Here is a 24,939-nt window from a genome sequence, read left to right as displayed (position 1 = left end):
ATTTGCCTGGCGGCTTTAGCGCGGTGGTCCCACCTGACCCCATGCCGAACTCAGAAGTGAAACGCCGTAGCGCCGATGGTAGTGTGGGGTCTCCCCATGCGAGAGTAGGGAACTGCCAGGCATCAAATTTAGTGTGCTGATATGGCTCAGTTGGTAGAGCGCACCCTTGGTAAGGGTGAGGTCCCCAGTTCGACTCTGGGTATCAGCACCAGTAACAGACATGAGTTCGGCCAGAAAAGAATTTGCCTGGCGGCTTTAGCGCGGTGGTCCCACCTGACCCCATGCCGAACTCAGAAGTGAAACGCCGTAGCGCCGATGGTAGTGTGGGGTCTCCCCATGCGAGAGTAGGGAACTGCCAGGCATCAAATAAAAAAGCCCTGAACGACCGTTCAGGGCTTTTTGCCATTTCCGATTCAGGAAAATATCGCTTCTTTCTTTAAAGCCGCTCTCTTATCTCTTACGTGACAGCCGATTAAGGTTCAGGCGGGGATAAAAAAGCCTCTGCCAGCGCGGCAGAGGCGGGGGATAAGCCTGCTTTAGTGAATAACCTGTGACAGAAACGCGCGGGTGCGTTCAGATTGCGGATTAGAGAAGAATGTCTCAGGCGGTGCCATCTCAACAATCTCTCCGCGATCCATAAAGATCACACGGTCAGCCACCGTACGGGCAAAACCCATCTCATGCGTCACGCAAAGCATGGTCATGCCGTCTTCGGCTAACCCAATCATAGTATCAAGCACCTCTTTCACCATCTCGGGATCGAGCGCTGAGGTGGGCTCATCAAATAACATAATCTTGGGTTTCATACACAGGGATCGCGCAATCGCCACGCGCTGCTGCTGGCCACCCGAAAGCTGGCCGGGAAACTTGTGCGCATGTTCAGCAATACGCACGCGTTCCAGATAGTGCATAGCCAGCGCTTCCGCTTCCTTCTTCGGCATTTTACGCACCCAAATCGGCGCTAAAGTACAATTTTGCAACACGGTCAAATGCGGAAAAAGATTGAAGTGCTGAAACACCATACCCACTTCGGTACGCACACGTTCAATATTACGTACGTCGTCGTTGAGGTGAATCCCATCGACAACAATGCGCCCCTGTTGGTGCTCTTCAAGATGGTTGATACAGCGAATGGTCGTAGATTTACCGGAGCCTGAAGGCCCGCACAGTACAATACGTTCCCGGGGTTTCACCTGGAGATTAATGTCTTTCAGCACGTGAAATTGGCCGTACCATTTGTTCACGTTCTCAAGCGAAATCATCAGCGCATCCGCTGCGTTAGTCATTACTTGTGTCATTTGAAACCTCAGTGCGATTTACGCCCGGTGTGGAAGCGCCTTTCCAGATACTGGCTATAGCGCGACATGCTGAAACAGAAAACCCAGTAGACCAATGCCGCAAACACATACCCTTCGGTCGACATGCCCAACCAGGCGGGGTCGACGGTGGCTTGCTGCACGCTACTGAAAAGATCAAACAGGCCAATAATGATCACCAAACTGGTGTCCTTAAACAGGGCAATAATGGTGTTCACCAAGCCTGGAATCGTTAATTTGAGCGCCTGTGGCAGGATCACTAATCCCTGCGTTTTCCAGTAGCCCAGCGCCAGCGATTCTGCCGCTTCATACTGTCCTTTCGGCAACGCCTGCAAACCGCCGCGCACGACCTCAGCCACATAGGCAGACTGGAATAAAATAACGCCAACCAGTGCGCGCACGAGCTTGTCGATCGTGGTGCCTTCCGCCATAAACAGCGGCAGCATCACTGAGGACATAAACAAGACGGTGATCAAAGGCACGCCGCGCCAGAATTCGATAAAAATCACCGACAGCGTGCGTACCACCGGCATCGACGAGCGGCGTCCCAGTGCCAGCAAAATGCCCAGCGGCAGCGCGCCCGCAATGCCCACCGAGGCGATAATCAGCGTCAGCGTTAAGCCGCCCCACTGGCGGGTTTCAACGCGTTCAAGCCCCAAGTAACCGCCATACAATAAAAGCCAGACCACCACGGGATAGATCACTGCCCAGCAGGCGATATAACGTCCACGGCGCGGTAACGCGCGGATAAACATCGGCACGATAGAAAGCAGGCCAATCACCAGCGCCAGATTAATGCGCCAGCGCAGTTCATGCGGATAAAGGCCATACATAAACTGACCAAAACGTGCGTGGATAAACACCCAGCAGGCACCCTCTTTGGTACAGTCGGCACGGGTCTCACCTATCCAGTTGGCCTGGAAAATGAGCCAGTTTAGAGCCGGTGGGATCACGCTCCAGATAATCCAGAGGCTAAACAGCGTCAGAAATGTGTTCAGCCAGCTGGAAAACAGATTTTTGCGCGCCCAGAGCCACGCTTTACCGAGCGGATTAGCAGATACCGGCGGTGTTTCATGAGTGGTAACAGACATACAGATCCCGTTCTCTTAACGCTCGACCAGCGCGATTTTGCGGTTATAGAGGTTCATCAGCAGCGAAATGCTCAGGCTGATAATCAGGTAGACCGCCATCGTGATGGCAATGGTTTCGATCGCCTGGCCCGTTTGGTTAAGTACCGTTCCGGCAAACAGCGACACCATATCGGGATAGCCAATGGCCGCTGCCAGCGAGGAGTTTTTCACAATGTTCAGGTACTGGCTGGTGAGCGGTGGAATGATTACCCGCATTGCCTGCGGAATGATCACCTGCCGCAGCGTGACCGGATTGGGCAGACCCAGCGAACGCGCCGCTTCACTCTGACCATGCGGAACCGACTGAATGCCGGCGCGGATCACTTCAGCGATGAAAGAAGAGGTGTAGATCGACAGTGCCAGCGTCAACGCCGCCAACTCTGGAATCATCGCGAATCCTCCCCGGAAGTTAAACCCGCGCAGCGTTGGGACATCCCAATGCGTTGCCGCGCCAAACAGCGTATGGGCAATGAGCGGGAGCAGCACCAGCAGGCCAACCGCAGCAGGCCACGTACGACGAAGCTGACCAGTTTTGAGTTGATGTTTACGGTTGAAGCGGAACAAGGCAACACAGCCGGCAATCGCCAGCGCGAGCGCAATCACAAACGGCCAGGTGCCGGGCGCGTAAGTTGGCCATGGGATATACAAGCCGCGGTTGCTGACAAACGCCAAATCGAAAGCATTAAGCGCCTGACGCGGTCCCGGTAAATTGCGCAGCACAGCAAAATACCAGAAGAAAATTTGCAGCAGCGGCGGAATGTTTCGAAACGTTTCGATATAAATCGTAGAAAGCTTACGCAGCAGCCAGTTCTCAGAGAGCCGGGCGAGGCCAATGGCAAACCCCAGCACGGAAGCGAACACAATACAGAGCGCAGAGACCAGCAGCGTATTGGTCAACCCCACTAAAAAAACGCGCGCGTAGGTGTCGCCTTCGGTGTAGTCGATCAGATGTTGGACGATGCCAAAGCCTGCGCTGCGCTCCAGAAAGCCGAAGCCAGACGTGATGCCACGGTTAGCCAGATTGATGATGGTGTTGTGGATCAGATATCCCACGACGGCGATCACAGCGACAATAGCGATGAGTTGGTAAAGCCAGGCGCGAACCGCAGGATTACCGAATGAAAAATCCCTTTTTACGGTTGGGCGTTGCGACATGTTAAAACCTCAGTCAAGAAAACGTCTGGGCACCGCAGGTGCGCGGTGCCCGACTTGCAGCGCAGAACTTAGCGTACTGGCGGGGCGTACTGAATGCCGCCCTGATTCCAGAGCGCATTCTGGCCACGCGCAATTTTCAGCGCGCTGTCTTTGCCGACGTTGCGGTCAAACACTTCCTGATAGTTACCCACTTGCTTAATGATGTTGTAAGCCCACTTGTTATCCAGCTTCAGGTCTTTGCCGAAGTCGCCTTCAGCGCCTAACAGATGGGCCATATCTGGGGTGGCAGGCTTCGCCACTTTGTCATCCACGTTTTTAGAGGTGATGCCCATTTCTTCTGCATTAAGCATGGCGAACAAGGACCATTTCACGATGGTGAACCAGTCATCATCACCGCGACGCACCACCGGGCCCAGCGGCTCTTTAGAGATCACTTCCGGCAGTACGATGAAATCGTCAGGCTTGCCCAGCTTGATACGCAGCGCATAGAGCTGAGACTGGTCAGAGGACAGGGTATCGCAGCGGCCGCTGTCGAGTGCCTTGGCCGACTCATCAGAGCGATCGAAGGTCACTGGCGTGTACTGCATGTTGTTGGCTTTGAAATAGTCGGCCACGTTCAGCTCGGTATCGGTACCCGCCTGAATACACACGGTGGCGCCGTCCAGCTCTTTGGCGCTCTTCAGGCCTGCTTTTTTGTGCGTCAGGAAGCCGATGCCGTCGTAATAGTTAACGCCCGCGAACAGGAAGCCCATGCCGCCGTCACGCGATGACGTCCAGGTGGTATTGCGCGAAAGAATATCCACTTCGCCCGACTGCAGAGCGGTGAAGCGCTCTTTTGCCGTCAGTGGCGTGTATTTCACTTTGCTTGCATCACCAAACACGGCGGCAGCCGTAGCGCGGCACACGTCCACGTCGATACCGGTGAATTTACCGCTGGCGTCAGCATAGGAAAAGCCAGGCAGGCCGTCGCTGATGCCGCATTGCACGAATCCCTTCTTCTTAATGGCGTCCAGCGTGGCGCCCGCATGTGCTTGTTGAGCTACGGCCAAAAGCGAGGCTGCGGCAACCAGGGTAGAAAGCATCATTTTTTTCATAAAGCATCCTGTGTAGCGTGGTCGTGTGTTGTTATGTTTGCACGCACTTTGTTGTGCGCTGTTATCTGTCTGCGGCTGTTGCCATCCACGAGTTTGCAAACCTGATGCCAGGTTTGCGAAGTCCTGAATTTAAGGGGAAAACGTTTCTCTGCCAGGCGGTATCAGAAGATTCTGACTACTATCGCGCACCAAAAGGCGGCATGACGAGACGACGCGATCACATTTAGTGCAAAAAGTTTCACGTCAGTGAAGCAGTGTGAGCTATCGCTCATGAGGAAATGTACGTTTTTATAGCGTTGCGGCTGAAACAGCGCAGGATCACATATGACGCGGGATGCGGGGGCTTTCAAACGCCCGTGAGAGATGCTCCATAACAGGGCAACGAAGCGGCAGCACAGGCAAAGACGTGACGGCAGTGATTGCAACTATCGTTACCATTTGCGCGACAACTGTTTCATCGGGTGTGAGCAGGAGGAGAGGGCGGGGCAGATCACAAACAAAAACGCCAACCCGGAGGTTGGCGTCAGTACAGCGAGAACCAATCAGTTCATGCCGTATTTTTTCAGCTTCTTACGCAGAGTACCACGGTTGATACCCATCATCAGCGCTGCGCGAGTCTGGTTGCCACGGGTGTACTGCATCACCATGTCCAACAGAGGCTGCTCAACTTCAGCCAGCACCAGCTCATACAGGTCACTTACATCTTGACCGTTCAGTTGAGCAAAATAGTTCTTCAGTGCTTGTTTAACCGAATCACGCAGTGGCTTTTGCGTCACCTGATCCTGTGAGTTAACGGTAGAAACAGTCAGTACGTCAGAATTTACGCGTTGTTCGAACATAGTTCTTTCAGCTCTTTATTTCGTTTACGCAAGATTTTCGAAGTATGCCTCCAACGCCTCCAGCTGTTCGCTGGCATCCTCAATGGCGTTGAATGTGCGCCGAAACTGGTCGTCAGGGGCACTTTCCTGTAAATACCAGGAAACGTGTTTTCGGGCTATACGGTATCCCTTGCGCTGACCGTAAAAGTCGTGCAGCTCCCGTATATGTCCAATCAGCATGTGCTTCACTTCAGCCAGCGGCTTCGGTGCCAGCAGCTCCCCTGTGTCCAGATAATGCTGGATTTCCCGGAAGATCCACGGTCTTCCCTGAGCAGCACGGCCAACCATCAGAGCGTCAGCTCCAGTATAGTCGAGCACTGCTCTGGCTTTATGCGGGTCAGTAATGTCGCCATTCGCGATAATCGGAATGGAAACGCTCTGCTTAACTGTCCGAATGCTGTCGTATTCAGCTTGCCCCTCAAACAAACAGGCGCGCGTGCGGCCATGGATGGTGAGAGCCTGAATGCCACAACGTTCAGCCAATTGGGCAATATCAACACAATTACGATTATCTTTGTCCCAGCCAGTGCGAATCTTCAGCGTGACCGGTACGTCCACCGCATTGACCACCGCACGGAGAATCGATTCTACCAAGTGCGGATACTGCAGCAGCGCGGAGCCAGCCATCTTACGATTCACTTTCTTCGCCGGGCAGCCCATATTGATATCAATAACCTGCGCGCCAGACGCAACGTTAATTTGCGCGGCCGCCGCCATCTCATCGGGATCGCATCCGGCAATTTGCACGGCGCGAATACCGGGCTCGTCACTATGCACCATACGCAAACGGGATTTGTCACTGGCCCAAACTTCCGGGTTAGATGACAGCATCTCTGAGACAGTCATGCCGGCGCCGTTCTCGTAACACAACGTGCGAAATGGCTTATCGGAAACTCCGGCCATAGGCGCAGCAATGAGGCGATTACGAAGCTGATGGTGTCCAATGCGCATGAAGAAGAAGTGACCTTAACTGTTCGCAAGGCGGCGTATATTACGCATTTTTTAAAGAAGATGAAAGGCCAAACTTTGAACAATGTCGCCTTATTCCCAGGGGGAAATCTCGACGGTGGCAATCATTTTTTTAAAAGTTTATAAATTTCATAACGTTAAAAATAAAAGGTGAAATTGTATACAAACGTTTTTCTTAAAAATTGCGCTAAATCACAACATAAAAAGCGCTACAACAGGCAATTCGCCAAAGAAATGGCGGCCTGAGAACGCGTATTTGTCCGTTTATACACCAGCGCAGCGCGTACTTTTCACCCGTAGCGAACAGCGCAAGCGTGCAGGCCAGCAACGCGGCTGGCCCGCTACCGACTTAACGGCGTATGCCGGTGATGCGGCACCACTCTTCTTTTTCTGCCACCGGATCCAGCGCGAAGTGTTCCGCGTAAGCTTCGCAGACGGCCTCAGCCTGACTGGCAAGCACGCCGGAAAGGCCGAGGTGGCCGCCAGCCGTGGGCAATACGCTAATCAGGGGGGCCAGCTCGCGCAGCGGACCGGCGAGAATATTGGCCACGACCACGTCTGCCTGCAGATTAGCGGGCTGCTGATGAGGCAAATAGAGCGACAGGCGATCGGCAACGCCGTTGCGTTCGGCATTGTCCCGGCTGGCCTGAATGGCCTGCGGATCGATGTCGATCCCAATCGCTTGGGCGGCCCCGAGTTTTAACGCCGCAATGGCGAGAATACCCGAGCCACAGCCGAAATCGATCACCGTCTTGCCCTGCAGATCGAGGCCATCCAGCCAGCTCAGACACAGGGAGGTCGTAGGGTGGGTGCCTGTGCCGAAGGCAAGGCCGGGATCGAGCATGACATTGACCGCATTCGGATCCGGCACGTCGCGCCAGCTAGGGCAGATCCACAACCGCTCCCCAAAGCGCATCGGGTGAAAGTTATCCATCCATTCGCGCTCCCAGTCTTTGTCTTCAATCTGCTCGATTTTATGGCGAAAACCGCTTTGCAGCAGCGGATGCTGGCGCAGTTCTGCCACCACATCGGCCATGTCGGTTTCCGCATCGAACAGACCGATTACATCGGTATCGCCCCATAACAGGGTCTCACCCGGCAGAGGCTCGTAGACCGGATTGTCGTGGGTGTCCTGAAAAGTGACCGATACCGCGCCCGCTTCCATCAGCGCGTCACTCAGCGTTTCGGCATGGGCGCCGGTGCTGTTAATTTTAATTTGAATCCAAGGCATAGCGTTTCTCTTTATTTCACCGCGGCAGCATCGCGCGCGTCAGGCGATCTGCCAAACAGGTTTCCGACCAAAAAGGCCAGGAGACTTAAGGATAGGGAGGGGACAATCGGATGAAAGCCCCCCAGTTCAATCTTCAGGCTGGCCAGCAACGTATAACAGCCTGCGCCCACGACCATGCCGCATAGCGCGCCGCTGGCGTTGGCGCGCTCCCAGTAGAGGCCAAGCACCAGCGGCCAGAGAAAGACCGCTTCAAGCCCGCCAAAGGCCAACAGGTTAAGCCAGATAATCATATCGGGCGGATTCCACGCCGCCAGCATCAGCAGGGCGCCCAGCGCAAAGGTGATGATGGCAGACAGTATCCGCAGGCGCGGCTCGTTTTCGCTGTGCTGCGGCGCAATACGCAGGTACAAATCTTTGATCAGCGTAGCGGAAGATTGCAGCAGTTGAGCATTGATGGTCGACATGATGGCGGCCATAGGGGCGGCCAAAAAGATCCCGGCGGCCAGCGGTGGCAACACGGTAATCATCAGCGTTGGGATCACACGGTCCGGCACGGCGAGATCGGGAATAATGGCCCGACCCAGCGCGCCTGCCAGGTGCATGCCGAGCATCAGGATCACCACCACCAGCGTACCCAGCACAATGCCGCGGTGCATGGCTTTGCTGCTTTTATAGGAAATACAGCGCACGGCGGTGTGCGGCAGGCCAATCACCCCGAAGCACACCAGCACGGCAAAGGAGCCGAGGAAGGTCGGCGTAATCACATTGCCGACGCCTTCTGGCGCCACCAGCTGCGGATCGATGGCGTGCAGCGTGGTCACGGCATTTTCCAACCCACCGGCCCGATGGATCACGGCAAACAGCAGGAGAAAGGTGCCCACCAACATCACCATGCCTTGCATGGCATCATTGAGCACGCTGGCGCGAAAGCCACCCAATGCGGTGTAAAGGGCGATGGTGCCGCCGAAAATCAGCAGTCCGGTGTCATAAGGAATGCCGGCAGCGGTCTCTAGCAGGCGCGCGCCGCCGATAAACTGCACCGTCATCGCCCCGACAAACGCCACCAGTAGCGCAATGCTTGCCAGCCAAATCAGCAGCGGACTGCGATAGCGACCATAGAGCATGTCGTTAAGCGTAATGGCGTTATAACGGCGGGCCAGAATGGCAAATTTCTTGCCCAGCACGGTCAGTGATAACCACACGGCAGGCACCTGAATCATCGCCAGCAGCACCCAGCCCAGCCCATATTTATACGCAGCGCCAGGACCACCAATAAAGGAGCTGGCGCTGATATAGGTCGTGGTGATGGTCATCGCCAACACAAAGCCGCCCATGGATCGGCTGCCTAAAAAGTATTCCGACAGGAAGCTTCCAGTACGCTGTTTGCGCACCGCAAACACCGACAAGCCGGCAATCAGCACCAGATAGCCCAGCAGCGGCAGGATGATTTCATTGTCCATCCTGATCCTCCAGTGACATATCGCGATATATCAGGCGTACCATCAGCCAGCACAGCCCGGTAAACAGCAGGGGGGCAAACACGCAGGAGAGTTCGAACCAGCGCGGCAGGCCCGTTATTCCGCGCGCTTCACCGCCTAACCAGGCAGAAAGCCCCCAAACGGCGAGATAAGCCAGCGCCAGACCCAAGGCCCAGCGCGCTTCCTTACTCGCCTGCAAATAACGCCAATCCATTATGTAACCTCAACGGCAACAAAAATGAAAAAGGCCGGTATCACCGGCCTCTGCTTTTCTCTGCGCTGCGCTTACTTGTCGTGCAGGCCGAGTTTTTTCTCCAGGTAGTGGATGTTGGTGCCACCCTGCTGGAAGTTTTCGTCGGACATGATTTTCATCTGCAGCTCGACGTTAGTCTTGATGCCGTCGATGATCAGTTCCGCCAGCGCATTTTTCATACGCGCAATGGCCACATCACGGTTTTCGCCGTAGGTAATCAGCTTACCAATCATGGAGTCATAAAACGGCGGTACGCTATAGCCCGCGTAAATGTGTGACTCCCAGCGCACGCCAAAACCACCAGGGGCATGGAAGCGCGTGATTTTACCTGGGCTTGGCAGGAAGGTATTGGGATCTTCGGCGTTGATACGGCACTCAACCGCATGACCGCGCACGATAACATCTTCCTGTTTGATCGACAGGGGCTGACCAGCAGCAATACGTAGCTGCTCTTTGATCAGATCCACACCGGTAATCATCTCGGTGACCGGATGCTCTACCTGAATACGGGTGTTCATCTCAATGAAATAGAACTCGCCGTTTTCGTACAGGAACTCAAAAGTACCTGCACCGCGGTAGCCAATTTCCACACAGGCTTTAGAGCAGCGCTCGCCGATAAAGCGGCGCAGCTCTTCTGTGATGCCCGGCGCAGGTGCTTCTTCAACGACTTTCTGGTGACGACGCTGCATGGAGCAGTCGCGCTCAGCCAGATAGATGGCATTACCTTGACCATCAGCCAGCACCTGGATTTCAATATGACGCGGATTTTCAAGGAATTTTTCCATGTAAACCATGTCGTTATTGAACGCCGCTTTGGCTTCCGCTTTGGTCATGCCAATCGACTGCTCAAGGTCTTTTTCGTTGCGTACGACACGCATGCCGCGACCGCCGCCGCCGCCGGAGGCTTTGATGATAACGGGATAACCGATGCGCTTAGCGATGGCACGGTTTTTATCCATGTCATCCGTCAGCGAGCCGTCTGAACCCGGTACCGTAGGGACGCCCGCTTTTTTCATGGCGGTGATAGCAGACACTTTGTCGCCCATCAGGCGAATCGTATCTGCTTTAGGGCCGACAAAAATAAAGCCTGAGCGCTCAACCTGCTCGGCAAAATCGGCATTCTCTGACAGGAAGCCGTAACCTGGGTGAATCGCCACCGCACCGGTAATTTCGGCCGCGGAGATCAGCGCAGGAATGTTCAGATAACTTTTGACCGACTGCGCCGGACCGATACACACGGTCTCGTCCGCCAGCAGCACGTGCTTCAGGTCGCGGTCCGCGGTGGAGTGCACAGCCACAGTCTTGATGCCCAGTTCTTTACAGGCACGCAAAATGCGCAACGCGATCTCGCCGCGGTTAGCAATTACAATTTTATCCAGCATGCTTCGCCTCGTTATTCGATAACGACCAGCGGCTCGTCGAATTCAACCGGTTGGCCGCTTTCTACCAGGATCGCCTTCACAACGCCGGACTTATCGGCTTCGATCTGGTTCATCATCTTCATCGCTTCAACAATGCACAGCGTGTCGCCGGCATTGACTTTCTGGCCCACTTCCACGAACGCTTTCGCATCCGGGCTAGGCGTACGGTAGAAAGTGCCCACCATGGGTGAGCGCACGATGTGGCCGCTAACTTCTGGCTTAGCCGCTTCAACCACAGGTGATGAAGCAGGCGCAACGGCGGCTGCCAGCGCAGGCTGCGGAGCAGGTGCAGCCCAAGCCTGTTGCATAACAGGGTAACCGGCGTTTGCAGGTGAACGGCTGATGCGAACAGACTCTTCGCCTTCGGAGATTTCCAGCTCTGAAATGCCGGACTCTTCAACCAGTTCGATCAGTTTTTTAATTTTACGAATATCCATGAGTGTGGTTCCGTACTCTGTTTAATTGGAATGTGACAGGCGTTTTATTGCCGTTTGTAAAGCCCATACGTACCCATCGGCGCCCAAGCCGCAAATCACGCCGGAGGATACGTCAGAAAGATAGGAGTGATGCCGGAACGGTTCGCGCGCATGCACATTCGAGAGGTGCACCTCAATAAAAGGAATGCTGACCGCCAACAGCGCATCACGCAGCGCAACGCTGGTATGCGTAAAAGCCGCCGGATTGATAATGATGTAATCCACGTTGCCACGGGCTTCATGAATACGATCAATCAGCTGAAACTCAGCGTTAGATTGCAAATGGCTTAATTTCACATGGTGCCGATCGGCCTGTGCGGTCAAATCGCTGACGATATCTGCCAGCGAGGTATGGCCATACTTATCAGGCTCGCGGGTGCCCAACAAATTTAGGTTGGGGCCGTTTAAAAGCAGTATGTGAAATTTGTGCGCCATCTTGCTGCTATCTCCTGCCATCAGTGAGGCATCGCGTAAAATACCGCGACATCTTCCATTTGTCACTCTTCAAAGAGTGAAAAACAAGGCTTCGCTTGCAATAAAGCCGGGCATTATATCCGTTTCGTCGCAATTAGCAGCAAAATACTGGTCTTATCTGCGAAGTTGATCGGATGCGGCCCGAAGGCCACACCTTTTAACAGAGATCGGGGCAGGAAAACAACTGCGCGAAGATTAGCGGGTGAAGAGTTTGCGCAACTTATTGTAACGCCATGCTAACAGCAGGGCAGCCAGCAGCGCATAGATCCATGGCTGAGGTGAAAACACTTTCACTGACCACAGATAGTGGATAGGCGCGAGAATCGCGACAAGATAGACGGCGTTATGCAGCGTTTGCCAGCGACGACCCAGTTTGCGCTGCGCGCGCTGGAAGGAGGTGATCGCCAGCGCAAACAGCACTAGCCAGCTGATCATACCCAGCAGCAGGTACGGGCGCGAAACCAGCTCTTTGCCCAACAATTGAAGATGATCATAACCCAGCTCCAGCAGGTAATAGCTGGTAAGGTGCAGGCTGGCCCAGGCAAAACACCACAGGCCAAGCAAACGGCGCGTGCGGATAAGCAGCGGCTGTTTAAGCTTGCGGGTGAGCGGGCTGACGAGCAGGGTGGCCAACAGTAACTTTAACGCCATTCTGCCGGTAAAATGCTGAATATCTTTAGCCGGATCGGCGCTCAACCAACCTTGATTGGCGGCGATAATGAGGTAAACCAGCGGTAAACATGCCGCCAGATGCAGGGCGACTTTTAACCAAGTGATATGGCGTAGGGTTAATCGCACTTAGTAGTTCTCCCGCAAATCAAGCCCGCGATACAGCGAAGCAACCTGGTCGGCGTAACCGTTAAACATCAGCGTGGGCTGACGCTCCACTTTCAAAATGCCGCCCGCACCGATGAAGCGCTCGGTGGCCTGCGACCAGCGAGGGTGGTCAACATGCGGATTCACGTTAGCGTAAAATCCATACTCATTGGCCGCAATTTGGCTCCATGTTGTCGGCGGACGATCGTGCGTTAGCGTAATTTTCACAATCGACTTGATGCCTTTGAAGCCATACTTCCACGGCACCGTCAGGCGAATCGGCGCACCGTTTTGCGGCGGCAGCGCTTTGCCGTACACCCCGGTGCTGAGCAGCGTCAGCGGATGCATAGCCTCATCGAGACGCAACCCTTCCACATAGGGATAATCAAGACCACCGCCGATGAAGCGATCTTTTTGCCCGGGCATCTGATCGGGCGCATACAGCGTTTGAAAGGCGACATAGCGCGCATTGCTGGTGGGTTCAGCTAACTTCAACAGCTTATTGAGCTCAAAACCCACCCAAGGAATGACCATCGACCAGGCTTCCACGCAGCGCATCCGATAAATACGCTGTTCCATCGCAAAGCGTTTAAAAATATCATCCATATCCAACGTCATCGGCTTGGCCACTTCGCCTTCAATGCTGATTTTCCACGGATCGGTTTTCAGGCTGCCCGCGTTGGCGGCAGGATCGGCTTTATCAAGACCGAACTCATAAAAATTGTTGTAACCCGAGACTTTATCGAAAGGCGTCAGCGGCAGATCGGCCTGCCACTCTGCGGGCTTGGTGAACTGTAAATCGCGCCCGGCAGGCGCAGGCGGACGGTCGTTCCCCTTGAACCAGCTCAAAATATCGGCCTGAGCTGCGCCGGGCAGGCTGGCTGTGGCGGCGCCTAAACCCAGTGCTTTTAACACCTGACGACGGCGCATATTAAAAATGCTTTCCGGCGTAACGTCGGCTTCTGTGAGGTGTAACTTTTGCTTCATGGCACTCTCCAGCGAATAGGTTTTCAGCCAGCATGATGAACGGCAGGGACGTAAGCCAGACAGCCGCAAAAAATATGAAATTTCCTGGCCGGCCCGGTGAATTGAGAATAGGACGAAAAGTTTCCTCTGAAACGCAGAGCGTCACACTTTGACGATATACTGCGCGATGCAGAACAGAATGGCACCAGAAGACAGCGCTATCAATATCGCGCTGGCACTGATTCACCTCACGTTTTGTGATATTTTGCTCGGGTTTGCGCCAGGCAGGTCGGCGCTGACAGTTTTCTACTGTTTATAACCGCAGTGGTGCAGGCACAGGGATGCGATTAACAACGAAGTTTTCTGCGTGTATTACCTTATTAAGCTTACTGGCCATGTTATTGATGCTGGTGGGCTGCGCATTCAGTTTTATCTGGCTGTCCCAGCAGCGCGTCGAGACGCGCGTACAAACGCTCGCTACGGAAGTCGACAGCGCACTTGCCCAGCAATCGCCGCAGGCGCTCACGGAGTGGCTGCGGCGAATCATGCCGGTGATTAACGCCGAACAGATTGCGCTGCACGACGGCAACACGGACATTTTTACGCTTTCACGGCATGAAAACCCCATGCTGGAAGATGAACCTAACCGCTTTATTCAGTTTGACCTGCCGCTTTTACACTCTCCTGATCTTACGCTGCGCGTGGTGGTGCTCGATCCGGCCAAAACCTGGTTTCGCTCCTTCACGGGCGCCTATACCTTAGTAGTACTGCTGACGGTGGTGGCAATCATGGCGGCGCTACTGGCCATGACCCATCGCTGGCTGACGCGCCGCTGGTCTAACATGGAGCGGCTGGAAGCGCGCGCAGAGCGCATTCTTGCGGGGGAGCGCCTCCCGCGCAGTCCACACGCCGCAGAGTGGCCTCCCAAAGCCAGTAACGCAATTGATGTGCTGCTTAACGATTTGCAGGACGCGGGGGAGCAGCGATTGCGCATTGATACGTTAATCCGCACTTTTGCCGCCCAAGATTCACGCACCGGCCTGAATAATCGACTGTTCTTTGACAATCAGCTGGCAACCTTGCTGGAAGATCAGGAAGACGTGGGCACACACGGCGTAGTCATGATGGTACGCTTGCCCGATCTGGATAACCTCAATGAGACCCTTGGCCCCGCGCTGGTGGATGAGTATCTGTTTGACCTCATTAATATGCTCTCAACCTTTGTGCTGCGCTATCCGGGTGCGCTGCTGGCGCGCTATTTCCGCAGTGACTTCGCCGTGCTCTTGCCTCACCGCACGTTGAAGGAAGCCAATGCCATTGCGGAACAGCTGATCAACGCCGTGGATTCACTGCCGCCCATGCGCATGGTAGATCGCGACGATCTGCTTCATATCGGCATTACGGCCTGGCGTAGCGGCCAGAGCGTGGCGCAGGTCATGGAAGAGGTGGAGATGGCAACGCGGCGCGCGGCGCTGCAGGGTGGCAATAATTGGTCGGTAGGTGATGGGAATACGCTGGATATGGGGCGAGGCAGTGTAAGATGGCGCACACTGCTGGAAAACACCCTGAATCGCGGTGGTCCGCGCCTATATCAGAAGCCCGCGGTTCGGGTGGATGGCAAAGTGCATCATCGTGAAATCCTGGCGCGCGTGTTCGACGGCGATAAAGAAGTGGTGGCCGCCGAATTTATGCCGCTGGTGCAGCAGCTGGGATTAGCCGACGGCTGGGATCGTCAGCTCGCGATGCGTATTGCCGCGCTCGCGGAAGTATGGCCGGATGAGACGCTGGCACTGCCCATCAACAGCGACTCACTCCTGCAGCGGCCTTTCCAGCGTTGGTTACAATCGCTGTTGCTGCAGTGCCCAAAATCACAAAGAACGCGATTTTTGTTTGAACTTGCCGAGGCGGATGTGTGTCAACACCTCAACCATCTGGTGCCCGTGGTGCGCACATTAACCGCCTTCGGCTGTCGTATTGCCGTGGTGCAAGCGGGCTTGACGGTCGTCAGCAGCGCGTACATTAAGCAGTTTCCCATTGAGATTGTGAAGCTGGATCCCGGCCTGGTCCGCAACATTGAGCGGCGCACAGAGAATCAGCTGTTTGTGCGCAGCCTGCTGGAAGTGTGTAAATCCACACCGACGCAGGTTTTTGCCACTGGCGTGCGCACCCGCGCAGAGTGGCAAGCGTTGGCAGGGTTAGGTATTGCCGGCGGCCAGGGCGATTTCTTCGCGCCTTCGTTGCCGGTGAACAGTAATGTTAAGAAACATTCGCAGCGCTATCGAATTTGAGCTGTGAATGGATAGGCAAATCAGGCGTTTTTTTATGCATGAGCGCCCGGTTGAACGCCGTAAATGTTAAATTTTATGTCGGACTTGATCCGCGATACGCGGCTGAATTTGCGTTGAAAACGGCGTGTTAGCGCGGTTTATCGGTGGTAACCGGTAAACGCAGCCGCCCTAAAGCGCATTCAGAACATTTTTTCACCGAAGCCGAACGTTTTTGCGCCTTGTGGCGGCTTCGCGTGGTTGGTAAAGTAAGCGGATTTTATTTTCCGCCCCCAGCTTGCAGGATTATCCCTTAGTATGTTTAAAAAATTTCGTGGCATGTTTTCCAATGACTTGTCCATTGACCTGGGTACTGCGAATACCCTGATTTACGTAAAAGGACAAGGCATCGTGCTGAACGAGCCTTCCGTCGTGGCTATTCGTCAGGATCGCGCCGGCTCCCCAAAGAGTGTAGCGGCTGTTGGCCATGATGCTAAACAGATGCTTGGCAGAACGCCGGGCAATATCGCAGCTATCCGCCCGATGAAAGATGGCGTGATCGCCGACTTCTTCGTCACGGAAAAAATGCTGCAGCACTTCATCAAACAAGTGCACAGCAACAGCTTCATGCGTCCCAGCCCGCGCGTCCTGGTGTGCGTGCCGGTCGGTGCCACACAGGTTGAGCGTCGTGCCATCCGTGAATCCGCGCAAGGCGCAGGTGCGCGTGAAGTGTTCCTGATTGAAGAACCGATGGCGGCCGCGATCGGCGCTGGCCTGCCGGTTTCCGAAGCCACGGGCTCTATGGTTGTCGATATCGGTGGGGGTACCACTGAAGTTGCCGTTATCTCCCTGAACGGCGTGGTTTACTCTTCTTCCGTGCGCATTGGTGGCGACCGCTTTGACGAAGCCATCATTAATTATGTGCGCCGCAACTACGGCTCACTGATTGGTGAAGCGACTGCGGAACGCATCAAGCATGAAATCGGTTCTGCCTATCCAGGCGACGAAGTGCGCGAAATTGAAGTGCGCGGTCGTAACCTTGCCGAAGGCGTACCGCGCGGCTTTACGCTGAACTCAAATGAAATTCTGGAAGCGCTGCAAGAGCCGCTGACCGGCATCGTGAGTGCGGTGATGGTTGCGCTGGAGCAGTGTCCACCGGAGCTGGCGTCGGATATCTCAGAGCGCGGCATGGTATTAACCGGCGGTGGCGCACTGCTGCGTAACCTGGATCGTCTGCTGATGGAAGAGACCGGTATTCCTGTGGTCGTCGCAGAAGATCCGCTGACCTGCGTCGCGCGCGGCGGAGGTAAAGCACTCGAAATGATCGACATGCACGGCGGCGATTTATTCAGCGAGGAGTAACGCCTCACCAGGCTGAGACCGTGGTCAAATTGCGCAGGGAGTAGCGCCAATCGACGCTGTAAACGACGGCGCGATGCGTCCAGCCCTGGAAGCGTTGGTCATGTGGCTAACGCTTCTTCCCTGATGTCGAGGAACACGCAGATTTTATGAAGCCGATTTTTAGCAGGGGGCCCTCCCTGCAGTTGCGCCTCTTTCTGGCTGTGATCGTGGCTATTGCGATTATTATCGCCGATAGTCGGGTGAGCACCTTTTCGCAGATTCGCAACTATTTGGACACTTCGGTAAGTCCATTTTATTTTCTGGCTAACGGGCCGCGACAGCTTCTGGACGGTGTGTCAGAAACGCTGGCGTCCCGCCAACAGCTGGAAATGGAAAACAAAGCGCTGCGCCGCGAGCTGTTTTTGAAAAACAGCGATCTGCTGATGCTGGGCCAGTATAAGCAGGAAAACGCCCGCCTGCGCGAGCTGCTGGGATCGCCGCTGCGTCAGGATGAGCACAAAATGGTGACGCAGGTGATCTCCACCGGTACCGATCCTTACACCGATCAGGTGGTCATCGACAAAGGCAGCGTAAACGGCGTTTACGAAGGCCAGCCGGTCATCAGTGACAAAGGCGTCGTGGGGCAGGTCGTGGCGGTAGGGCAGCTCACCAGTCGCGTGCTGTTGATTTGTGATGCGTCACACGCACTGCCGATTCAGGTGCTGCGTAATGACATTCGCGTCATCGCGGCCGGTAACGGCTGCAGTGAAGATCTTCAGCTTGAGCATCTGCCGGGCAATACGGATATTCGCGTGGGCGATGTGCTGGTAACCTCAGGCCTCGGCGGCCGCTTCCCGGAAGGTTATCCGGTTGGCGTGGTCTCCTCGGTAAAAGTGGACACGCAGCGTGCCTATACGGTGATTCAGGCCCATCCGGCTGCGGGTCTCCAGCGCTTGCGCTATCTGCTGCTGCTGTGGGGCGCGGATAAAAACGGCGACATGCCAATGGCGCCTGATGAGGTGCATCGCGTGGCCAACGAGCGCTTGATGCAGATGATGCCGCAGGTGCTGCCGCCCGCAGGGGAAATGGGGCCGCCCGCGCCTGAGATGAGCCAGTCCACGCAGCAAATGGGGCCGCCGGCACCGTCAACCAGCAGCCGTTCGCAAGGGAACTCCGCGAACACGCGCGGAGGCCAGCCTTGAGTCGATATCGCAGCCAGGGCCGTTGGGTTATCTGGCTGTCCTTCCTGGTTGCCCTTATCCTGCAAATCATGCCGTGGCCGGAACAGATATACATGTTCCGGCCTTCATGGCTTTTGCTGATCCTGATTTACTGGGTGCTGGCCCTGCCGCACCGCGTCAACGTTGGCAGCGGTTTTCTGCTGGGGGCGATCATGGATCTGGTGGCGGGCTCCACGCTGGGCGTGCGCGCGCTGGCTTTCAGCATCATTGCCTATCTGGTCGCGTTCAAATTCCAGCTTTTCCGTAATCTGGCGTTGTGGCAGCAGGCATTAATGGTTATGGTGCTGTCGCTGGCGGTGGATGTCATTGTTTTTTGGGCTGAATTTTTAGTGATTGATGTCTCATTCCGGCCAGAGATCTTCATGAGTAGCGTGGTCGACGGCATTCTCTGGCCTTGGCTATTCTTATTGATGAGAAAAATTCGCCGTCAGTTCGCCGTTCAGTAAGGAAAAGAATGATAACCCTGTATCTTGCCTCCGGTTCACCGCGTCGACGTGAGCTGTTAACACAGCTTGGATTCGCTTTTGAACGCCTTGCGACCGAAGTGGTTGAGGAGCGCCAGGCGGGTGAGTCAGCAGAGGCTTATGTGCGTCGCCTTGCGCATGATAAAGCGCGCGCGGGCGTGGCGGTCGCGCCGCAGGATCTGCCGGTGCTGGGTGCCGATACCATAGTAGTGCTCAACGGCGACGTGCTGGAAAAACCGCGCGATGCGGCTCACGCTGCCGAGATGCTGGGCCGACTCTCAGGACAAACGCATCAGGTGATGACGGCCGTGTCGCTGGCAGACACCCAGCAAGCGTGTGCGTGCCTCGTGACCACGGACGTGACCTTTCGCACCCTGACGCCGGATGACATCACGCGCTACATCGCAAGCGGCGAACCCATGGATAAAGCCGGTGCGTATGGCATACAGGGCGTGGGCGGCAATTTTGTGCGCAGAATCAATGGAAGTTATCACGCCGTAGTGGGATTGCCGCTGGTGGAAACCAGCGAGTTGCTGAGTCATTTTCAGTCACTGCGCGCTAAGGGGACAAGATGACGGCTGAACTATTGGTAAACGTTACACCTTCTGAAACACGCGTCGCCTATATTGATGGCGGCATCCTGCAAGAAATCCACATTGAGCGCGAAGCGCGACGCGGCATCGTTGGCAATATTTATAAAGGCCGCGTCAGCCGGGTGCTGCCGGGTATGCAGGCGGCATTTGTGGATATCGGCATGGATAAAGCCGCCTTTCTGCACGCCTCCGATATTATGCCGCATACCGAGTGCGTCGCCGGTGACGAAAAGAAAAACTTTGTGGTGCGCGATATCAGCGAGCTGGTGCGACCGGGCCAGGACTTGATGGTGCAGGTGGTAAAAGATCCGCTGGGCACCAAAGGCGCGCGCCTCACCACCGACATCACTTTGCCTTCTCGCTATCTGGTCTTTATGCCGGGTGCATCGCACGTCGGTGTGTCACAGCGCATTGAAACCGAAGCCGAGCGTGAGCGTCTTAAGGCCGTGGTGGCGGCGTACTGCGACGATCTCGGCGGATTTATCATCCGCACCGCGGCCGAAGGGATCGGCGCAGAAGAGCTGGCGCAGGATGCAGCGTTTCTCAAGCGTCTCTGGAGCAAAGTCAGCGAGCGTAAAAAACGCAATCAGACGCGCTGCCTGCTCTACGGTGAGCTGGCGCTGGCGCAGCGCATTCTGCGCGATTTTGCCGGTGCCGCGCTGGATCGCATCCGGGTCGATTCGCGTCTGACCTGCGACCTGCTGGTGGAGTTCACGCGGGAATATATCCCCGAAATGGCCAGTAAGCTTGAGCTTTACACCGGCAAGCAGCCGATTTTTGACCTGTATGATGTCGAAAATGAGATTCAGCGCTCGCTGGAGCGCAAGGTCGAGCTAAAATCTGGCGGGTACCTGATCATCGATCAGACAGAAGCCATGACCACGGTGGATATCAATACCGGCGCGTTTGTTGGGCATCGCAATCTTGAAGAAACCATCTTCAATACGAATATCGAAGCCACGCAGGCCATTGCGCGCCAGCTGCGGTTGCGCAACCTCGGCGGCATCATCATCATCGACTTTATCGATATGAACAATGAGGATCACCGCCGCCGCGTGCTGCACTCTCTGGAGAGCGCGCTCAGTAAAGATCGGGTCAAAACGGGCATTAACGGTTTCTCCGCGCTGGGACTGGTAGAGATGACGCGTAAGCGCACGCGGGAAAGTATTGAGCACGTGCTGTGCGCCGATTGTCCGGTATGCAAAGGGCGTGGCACGCTGAAAACCGTTGAAACCGTCTGCTATGAGATTATGCGGGAAGTGGTGCGGGTGCATCATGCCTATGACTCCGATCGCTTCCTGGTTTATGTGTCACCGGCTGTGGGTGAAGCGCTGAAAAGCGACGAATCCCACGCGCTAGCCGAGGTGGAAATTTTTGTCGGCAAACAGGTCAAAGTGCAGGTGGAGCCGCTCTATACCCAAGAGCAATTTGACGTTGTCATGATGTAAAGCCTGCGGCGGTGAACACCGTAACCCAACGAACAACAAGGAGAGGTGTGTGAGGCGGTTGCCGAGGATTTTGTTACTGCTGCTCGCCACAATCATCGTTATTGTGGCGCTGCTGGTCAGCGGGCTGCGCCTCGTGATGCCGCACCTCAATACGTACCGCAGCGAGCTTTTGCAGGCGCTCTCTCACGCCAGCGGCGTTGCGGTGCAGGCGGATGAACTGCAAGGAAAGTGGGAAAACTTTGGTCCCACGCTGCAGGTGCGCGATCTTCAGCTTGATATGCAACAAGACGGCACGCTGCACATTGGTCGGGTGACGCTGGCGCTGGACGTCTGGCAGTCGTTACTGCACTGGCGCTGGCAATTCCGCGATCTCACCTTTTGGCAGCTGCAGCTGGAAACCAATCATCCGCTGCTCGCCAACGATGCCAATAAAAACAGTTTCCGCCCAGGGCAAATCAATGAGCTGTTCCTGCGGCAGTTCGATCACTTTGATCTGCGCGACAGCCGCATCCGCTTCCTGACGCCGTCGGGTCAACATGCCGACCTCGCGATTCCGCGCCTCACCTGGCTCAATGAAAAAAATCGCCACCGGGCCGAAGGCGAAGTGAGCCTCTCCAGCTTCACCGGCCAGCACGGCGTGGTGCAGGTTCGTCTTGATTTGAACGACGTGAATGGCTTGCTTAACGATGGCCGCATGTGGATGCAGGCGGATGACGTGGATGTGCGCCCGTGGATCGGCCCTTGGCTACGCGATAATACCAGTCTTGAGAGCGCCCGCTTTAGCCTTGCCGCTTGGGTGAATCTGCGCGATGGCGAGCTATACTCGGGCGATCTGCTCCTGCGCAAAGGCGGCGCGCGCTGGCACGGGGAGGAGGGCGATCACCAGCTGCAGGTCGATGGCCTTACGGCGCACCTGGCGCGCTTCCAGAATGGCTGGAGCCTGTCCGTGCCGCAAACCCGACTGCGCACTGACGGTATTGCCTGGGCGCCAGGGCACGTCGCGCTATTATGGAAACCCGAAGACAAGCAGATGCTGGGGAGCAGCAGCGCGGCAGAACTTCGCGTGCGCGCCACACAGCTCGACTTAGAACGGCTGGCGCCCATTGTTCCGCTGTTTAAACCGCTTACGCCGATGCTGCTGGAGAACTGGCAGGCGCTGCAACCGCGCGGTCATCTCGATGCGCTGGCACTGGATATTCCGCTCGACCAACCCGAGCAAACGCGCATGCAGGCGACGTGGCGCGATCTGGCCTGGCAACAGTGGAAGCTGCTGCCGGGCATCAGCAATTTGAGCGGAAGCGTCAGCGGCAGCGTTAGCGATGGTTTGCTCAATGTCGCAATGGGACAGGCGGAAGTGCCTTATGGAGAGATGTTTCAGGCGCCGCTGCAGATCAAGCAGCTCAACGGCCAGCTGCGTTGGCAGCATGATGCGCAGGGCATCACGCTGGAAGGGCACAACCTCGATGTCCAGGCGCGATCGCTGTGGGCGCGCGGGGATTTCCGCTATCAGCAGCCGCGCAACACCGCGCCGCGTCTGGATATTCTGGCGGGGATTCGCGTCACGGATGCCGGCGATGCCTGGCGCTACTTCCCGGTACCGCTGCTGGGCCGTTCACTGACTCATTTCCTGAGTGAATCGATTAAAGGCGGGCAGGTCGATAACGCCACGTTGTTGTTCGCGGGCGATCCCAGTCAGTTTCCGTTCAAACACAGCGACGGCCTGTTTGAAGTCTGGGTGCCGCTGCGCAACGCGACCTATCAGTTCCAACCGGGCTGGCCCGCGTTGAAAAACCTCGACATTAATCTTGATTTCCTCAACGACGGTCTGTGGATGAAGGCGGATAAAACCCAACTGGGGGACGTCGAGGCGCGCAATGTGAGCGCGATCATTCCGGATTACCTGAAAGAAAAACTGCTGATCGAGGGCGACCTCAGCGGACAGGGCCAGCAAATTGCAGACTACTTTGCGCAAACGCCGCTGAAATCAACGCTGGGTGCGGCACTGGAGCAGCTGCAAATCGGTGGCAACGTCAAAGGCAAACTGAACCTCGATATTCCGCTGGATGGCGAGCAAGTGCACGCCAGCGGCGAAGTCGTGCTCAATGATAACCGTCTGCATATCAAACCGCTCAACTCTACGCTGGAGCACCTTTCCGGCCGCTTCCGCTATGACAACGGTAATCTCGACAGCGACGCCATGCAGGCCACGTGGTTTGGCCAGCCAACGGACATCCGCTTTAGCACGCGCGAACAGCCTAACGACTTTGGCGTCAACGTGAAGCTACAGGGCAACTGGCAGCCAGCACAGCTAAAAATGCTGCCCGCCGCGGTAGGGCATGAACTGCACGGTAACGTGCCGTGGCAGGGCAATGTGGATATCACGCTGCCCCATCAGGGCGGTGCGCGCTATAAGGTGGATCTGACCGGAGATGGAACAAAAGTAAGCAGTCACTTACCCTCTCCGCTGGACAAAGCGGCCGGAGAAGCCATGCCGTTTGCCATCAATGCGGCTGGCGATCTTAACAGCTTTACGCTCAGCGGCAGCGTCGGCGAGCGGCATCGCTTCAACACCCGCTGGCTGCTTGAACCGCAGCTGCGCGTCGATCGCGGCATCTGGCTTAACGACGCCAAGACCACGCCGCCGCTGCCTGCGCAGCGCGGCATGGTGCTCAATCTGCCGCCGCTGGACGGTGAAGCCTGGCTGGGACTGGCCGGCGGTGCGGCGGGCGGCAAACGCAACGCGCAAGGGGAAACCGAGGTCGGAGGCGCGCTGCTGCCGGGCGACGTTACGCTGCACACCCCGGCACTGAACCTGGGGGGGCAGCAGTGGCACGACGTCAACGCGACGGTCACGCAGGGCGTGAGCGGCGATACGCAACTGCAGCTGGAGAGTCGGGAAGCGCGCGGCAGCCTGCAAACCGCTCAGCGCGGCCCGTGGCGTATCAACCTTCAGTATCTCTATTACAATCCCGAATGGCCGACGAAAAAAGGTGACGCCGCCGCGGCCTCGTCAGGGGCGGCATCAGACTCGATTGACTTCCGACGCTGGCCAGCGCTGCAGTTTAACTGTGACGAGTGCTGGCTGCGCGGACAGAAGTTTGGTCACATGCAGGCTAACCTTACGCCGCAGGGAGAAAAGTTAGCGCTTACTAACGGATCGGTGAATACCGGCAGCGCTACGCTAAAAATTCAGGGTGAATGGGTGAACGCGCCCGGAAGCCAGCGCACGTCGTTAAAAGGCAGCCTGAGCGGTAAAAACATTAATGATGCCACTAACTGGTTTGGCATGAACACGCCGCTGCGCGACGCGCCCTTTAAGATCAACTATGACCTGCACTGGCGTTCCGCTCCGTGGCAGCCGTCAGAAGAGACCCTGAGCGGCACCCTCACTACGCACTTTGGTAAAGGGAAAATCGCCGATGTCAGCACCGGTCGCGCCGGTCAGCTGCTGCGGTTAGTGAGCTTTGACGCACTGCTGCGTAAGCTACGCTTTGATTTTAGCGACACCTTCAACGAAGGCTTCTGGTTCGACTCGATTAACGGCACTGCCTGGATTGAAAACGGCGTGATGCGCACGGATAACCTGCTGGTGGACGGACTGGAGGCGGATATTGCGATGAAAGGCAACGTTGACCTGGTGAAGCGCCAAATTGATATGGAAGCGGTGGTGGCGCCGGAAATCTCCGCGTCGGTTGGCGTTGCTACCGCGTTTGTGGTGAATCCGGTGATTGGCGCGGCCGTGTTTGCCGCCAGTAAAGTGCTCGGCCCGCTGTGGAATAAAATTTCCCTGCTGCGCTACCACATCAGCGGGCCGCTGGATAAACCGGAAATTGATGAAGTGCTGCGCAAACCGCGCGAGCAGGATAAGAAGTGAATTTGACGCCGCCGGGGAATTGCCGCAGGCTATGACTATCCGCGCATAAATTAAGTG

At 56.0% G+C, this 24,939-nt stretch carries 21 protein-coding genes, 1 tRNA gene and 2 rRNA genes; 10 read left to right on the top strand and 14 right to left on the bottom strand.

What is annotated here, in order from left to right:
* Positions 1 to 5: 5 nt before the first annotated feature.
* The 3 genes from rrf (LU196_RS08820) (at position 6) to rrf (LU196_RS08810) (ending at position 361) form a co-directional block, all read left to right on the top strand.
* Positions 6 to 121 (top strand): 5S ribosomal RNA (gene rrf, locus LU196_RS08820).
* A gap of 14 nt (positions 122 to 135) precedes the next feature.
* Positions 136 to 211: transfer RNA gene (locus LU196_RS08815), tRNA-Thr, on the top strand.
* A 34-nt stretch (positions 212 to 245) separates the two neighbouring features.
* Positions 246 to 361: ribosomal RNA gene (gene rrf, locus LU196_RS08810) — 5S ribosomal RNA — on the top strand.
* A 175-nt stretch (positions 362 to 536) separates the two neighbouring features.
* Here the strand turns inward: rrf (LU196_RS08810) and LU196_RS08805 are convergent.
* From LU196_RS08805 to msrP, 14 genes are all read right to left on the bottom strand, one after another.
* On the bottom strand, positions 537 to 1,298 hold the full coding sequence (locus tag LU196_RS08805; RefSeq protein WP_304622729.1) for an amino acid ABC transporter ATP-binding protein: 762 nt from the start codon (positions 1,296 to 1,298) through the stop codon (positions 537 to 539).
* Positions 1,299 to 1,306: 8 nt separating this feature from the next.
* Positions 1,307 to 2,407: an amino acid ABC transporter permease gene (locus LU196_RS08800; protein WP_232758262.1), complete on the bottom strand. Its 1,101-nt coding sequence runs from the start codon at positions 2,405 to 2,407 to the stop codon at positions 1,307 to 1,309.
* 15 nt (positions 2,408 to 2,422) lie between these two features.
* On the bottom strand, positions 2,423 to 3,601 hold the full coding sequence (locus tag LU196_RS08795; protein WP_232758263.1) for an amino acid ABC transporter permease: 1,179 nt from the start codon (positions 3,599 to 3,601) through the stop codon (positions 2,423 to 2,425).
* A gap of 68 nt (positions 3,602 to 3,669) precedes the next feature.
* Positions 3,670 to 4,695 carry an amino acid ABC transporter substrate-binding protein gene (locus LU196_RS08790; protein WP_232758264.1) on the bottom strand — a complete coding sequence of 342 codons (1,026 nt, stop codon included), beginning with the start codon at positions 4,693 to 4,695 and terminating at the stop codon, positions 3,670 to 3,672.
* A 542-nt stretch (positions 4,696 to 5,237) separates the two neighbouring features.
* Entirely contained in the window at positions 5,238 to 5,534 is a 297-nt protein-coding gene (gene fis, locus LU196_RS08785; RefSeq protein WP_003855228.1) for a DNA-binding transcriptional regulator Fis, read from the bottom strand.
* Positions 5,535 to 5,558: 24 nt separating this feature from the next.
* A complete protein-coding gene (gene dusB / locus LU196_RS08780) occupies positions 5,559 to 6,524 on the bottom strand; it encodes a tRNA dihydrouridine synthase DusB (RefSeq protein WP_232758265.1) in 966 nt (321 codons plus the stop codon).
* Between the two features lie 367 nt (positions 6,525 to 6,891).
* Positions 6,892 to 7,773: a 50S ribosomal protein L11 methyltransferase gene (prmA, locus tag LU196_RS08775; protein WP_232758266.1), complete on the bottom strand. Its 882-nt coding sequence runs from the start codon at positions 7,771 to 7,773 to the stop codon at positions 6,892 to 6,894.
* An 11-nt stretch (positions 7,774 to 7,784) separates the two neighbouring features.
* Entirely contained in the window at positions 7,785 to 9,233 is a 1,449-nt protein-coding gene (gene panF / locus LU196_RS08770; protein ID WP_232758267.1) for a sodium/pantothenate symporter, read from the bottom strand.
* Positions 9,223 to 9,465 carry a DUF997 family protein gene (locus LU196_RS08765; protein ID WP_232758268.1) on the bottom strand — a complete coding sequence of 81 codons (243 nt, stop codon included), beginning with the start codon at positions 9,463 to 9,465 and terminating at the stop codon, positions 9,223 to 9,225. The genes panF and LU196_RS08765 overlap by 11 nt, the downstream gene beginning before the upstream one ends.
* 71 nt (positions 9,466 to 9,536) lie before the next feature.
* Positions 9,537 to 10,886: an acetyl-CoA carboxylase biotin carboxylase subunit gene (gene accC / locus LU196_RS08760; RefSeq protein ID WP_232758269.1), complete on the bottom strand. Its 1,350-nt coding sequence runs from the start codon at positions 10,884 to 10,886 to the stop codon at positions 9,537 to 9,539.
* 11 nt (positions 10,887 to 10,897) lie between these two features.
* Complete coding sequence (gene accB, locus LU196_RS08755) at positions 10,898 to 11,362, bottom strand: acetyl-CoA carboxylase biotin carboxyl carrier protein (RefSeq protein ID WP_232758270.1); 465 nt, start codon at positions 11,360 to 11,362, stop codon at positions 10,898 to 10,900.
* Positions 11,363 to 11,383: 21 nt separating this feature from the next.
* Positions 11,384 to 11,836, bottom strand: coding sequence for a type II 3-dehydroquinate dehydratase (gene aroQ / locus LU196_RS08750; protein ID WP_232758271.1), 453 nt, complete (start codon positions 11,834 to 11,836; stop codon positions 11,384 to 11,386).
* A gap of 234 nt (positions 11,837 to 12,070) precedes the next feature.
* The gene (msrQ, locus tag LU196_RS08745; protein WP_232758272.1) at positions 12,071 to 12,673 is read right to left on the bottom strand and encodes a protein-methionine-sulfoxide reductase heme-binding subunit MsrQ; all 603 of its coding nucleotides are present in this window, start codon (positions 12,671 to 12,673) and stop codon (positions 12,071 to 12,073) included.
* Entirely contained in the window at positions 12,674 to 13,678 is a 1,005-nt protein-coding gene (gene msrP, locus LU196_RS08740; RefSeq protein ID WP_232758273.1) for a protein-methionine-sulfoxide reductase catalytic subunit MsrP, read from the bottom strand.
* Positions 13,679 to 13,998: 320 nt separating this feature from the next.
* On the opposite strand from msrP, the gene csrD reads away from it, so the two are divergent.
* The 7 genes from csrD (at position 13,999) to yhdP (ending at position 24,882) form a co-directional block, all read left to right on the top strand.
* Positions 13,999 to 15,945, top strand: a complete 1,947-nt coding sequence (csrD, locus tag LU196_RS08735) for an RNase E specificity factor CsrD (RefSeq protein ID WP_232758274.1) — start codon at positions 13,999 to 14,001, stop codon at positions 15,943 to 15,945.
* 294 nt (positions 15,946 to 16,239) lie between these two features.
* A complete protein-coding gene (gene mreB, locus LU196_RS08730; protein ID WP_003855260.1) occupies positions 16,240 to 17,283 on the top strand; it encodes a rod shape-determining protein MreB in 1,044 nt (347 codons plus the stop codon).
* 146 nt (positions 17,284 to 17,429) lie between these two features.
* On the top strand, positions 17,430 to 18,464 hold the full coding sequence (gene mreC, locus LU196_RS08725; RefSeq protein WP_232758275.1) for a rod shape-determining protein MreC: 1,035 nt from the start codon (positions 17,430 to 17,432) through the stop codon (positions 18,462 to 18,464).
* Positions 18,461 to 18,949, top strand: coding sequence for a rod shape-determining protein MreD (gene mreD / locus LU196_RS08720; RefSeq protein ID WP_232758276.1), 489 nt, complete (start codon positions 18,461 to 18,463; stop codon positions 18,947 to 18,949). The genes mreC and mreD overlap by 4 nt, the downstream gene beginning before the upstream one ends.
* A gap of 8 nt (positions 18,950 to 18,957) precedes the next feature.
* Positions 18,958 to 19,542: a nucleoside triphosphate pyrophosphatase gene (locus tag LU196_RS08715; RefSeq protein ID WP_232758277.1), complete on the top strand. Its 585-nt coding sequence runs from the start codon at positions 18,958 to 18,960 to the stop codon at positions 19,540 to 19,542.
* Complete coding sequence (gene rng, locus LU196_RS08710; protein WP_232758278.1) at positions 19,539 to 21,008, top strand: ribonuclease G; 1,470 nt, start codon at positions 19,539 to 19,541, stop codon at positions 21,006 to 21,008. The genes LU196_RS08715 and rng overlap by 4 nt, the downstream gene beginning before the upstream one ends.
* A 49-nt stretch (positions 21,009 to 21,057) precedes the next feature.
* The gene (gene yhdP, locus LU196_RS08705) at positions 21,058 to 24,882 is read left to right on the top strand and encodes an AsmA2 domain-containing protein YhdP (RefSeq protein ID WP_232758279.1); all 3,825 of its coding nucleotides are present in this window, start codon (positions 21,058 to 21,060) and stop codon (positions 24,880 to 24,882) included.
* Positions 24,883 to 24,939 lie beyond the last annotated feature (57 nt).

This window comes from Pantoea sp. Mb-10 (genome assembly GCF_021272205.1).
In the GTDB taxonomy this organism is placed as follows: Bacteria; Pseudomonadota; Gammaproteobacteria; order Enterobacterales; family Enterobacteriaceae; genus Pantoea.
Note: the sequence above shows the minus strand (reverse complement) of the source record. Positions and strands in the feature narration are given on the sequence as shown.

Excerpts from the sequence above, each read along its gene's own strand:
- LU196_RS08805 (WP_304622729.1), bottom strand. The coding sequence starts at position 1,298 with ATGACACAAGTAATGACTAACGCAGCGGATGCGCTGATGATTTCGCTT.
- LU196_RS08800 (WP_232758262.1), bottom strand. The coding sequence starts at position 2,407 with ATGTCTGTTACCACTCATGAAACACCGCCGGTATCTGCTAATCCGCTC.
- LU196_RS08795 (WP_232758263.1), bottom strand. The coding sequence starts at position 3,601 with ATGTCGCAACGCCCAACCGTAAAAAGGGATTTTTCATTCGGTAATCCT.
- LU196_RS08790 (WP_232758264.1), bottom strand. The coding sequence starts at position 4,695 with ATGAAAAAAATGATGCTTTCTACCCTGGTTGCCGCAGCCTCGCTTTTG.
- fis (WP_003855228.1), bottom strand. The coding sequence starts at position 5,534 with ATGTTCGAACAACGCGTAAATTCTGACGTACTGACTGTTTCTACCGTT.
- dusB (WP_232758265.1), bottom strand. The coding sequence starts at position 6,524 with ATGCGCATTGGACACCATCAGCTTCGTAATCGCCTCATTGCTGCGCCT.
- prmA (WP_232758266.1), bottom strand. The coding sequence starts at position 7,773 with ATGCCTTGGATTCAAATTAAAATTAACAGCACCGGCGCCCATGCCGAA.
- panF (WP_232758267.1), bottom strand. The coding sequence starts at position 9,233 with ATGGACAATGAAATCATCCTGCCGCTGCTGGGCTATCTGGTGCTGATT.
- LU196_RS08765 (WP_232758268.1), bottom strand. The coding sequence starts at position 9,465 with ATGGATTGGCGTTATTTGCAGGCGAGTAAGGAAGCGCGCTGGGCCTTG.
- accC (WP_232758269.1), bottom strand. The coding sequence starts at position 10,886 with ATGCTGGATAAAATTGTAATTGCTAACCGCGGCGAGATCGCGTTGCGC.
- accB (WP_232758270.1), bottom strand. The coding sequence starts at position 11,362 with ATGGATATTCGTAAAATTAAAAAACTGATCGAACTGGTTGAAGAGTCC.
- aroQ (WP_232758271.1), bottom strand. The coding sequence starts at position 11,836 with ATGGCGCACAAATTTCACATACTGCTTTTAAACGGCCCCAACCTAAAT.
- msrP (WP_232758273.1), bottom strand. The coding sequence starts at position 13,678 with ATGAAGCAAAAGTTACACCTCACAGAAGCCGACGTTACGCCGGAAAGC.
- csrD (WP_232758274.1), top strand. The coding sequence starts at position 13,999 with ATGCGATTAACAACGAAGTTTTCTGCGTGTATTACCTTATTAAGCTTA.
- mreB (WP_003855260.1), top strand. The coding sequence starts at position 16,240 with ATGTTTAAAAAATTTCGTGGCATGTTTTCCAATGACTTGTCCATTGAC.
- mreC (WP_232758275.1), top strand. The coding sequence starts at position 17,430 with ATGAAGCCGATTTTTAGCAGGGGGCCCTCCCTGCAGTTGCGCCTCTTT.
- LU196_RS08715 (WP_232758277.1), top strand. The coding sequence starts at position 18,958 with ATGATAACCCTGTATCTTGCCTCCGGTTCACCGCGTCGACGTGAGCTG.
- rng (WP_232758278.1), top strand. The coding sequence starts at position 19,539 with ATGACGGCTGAACTATTGGTAAACGTTACACCTTCTGAAACACGCGTC.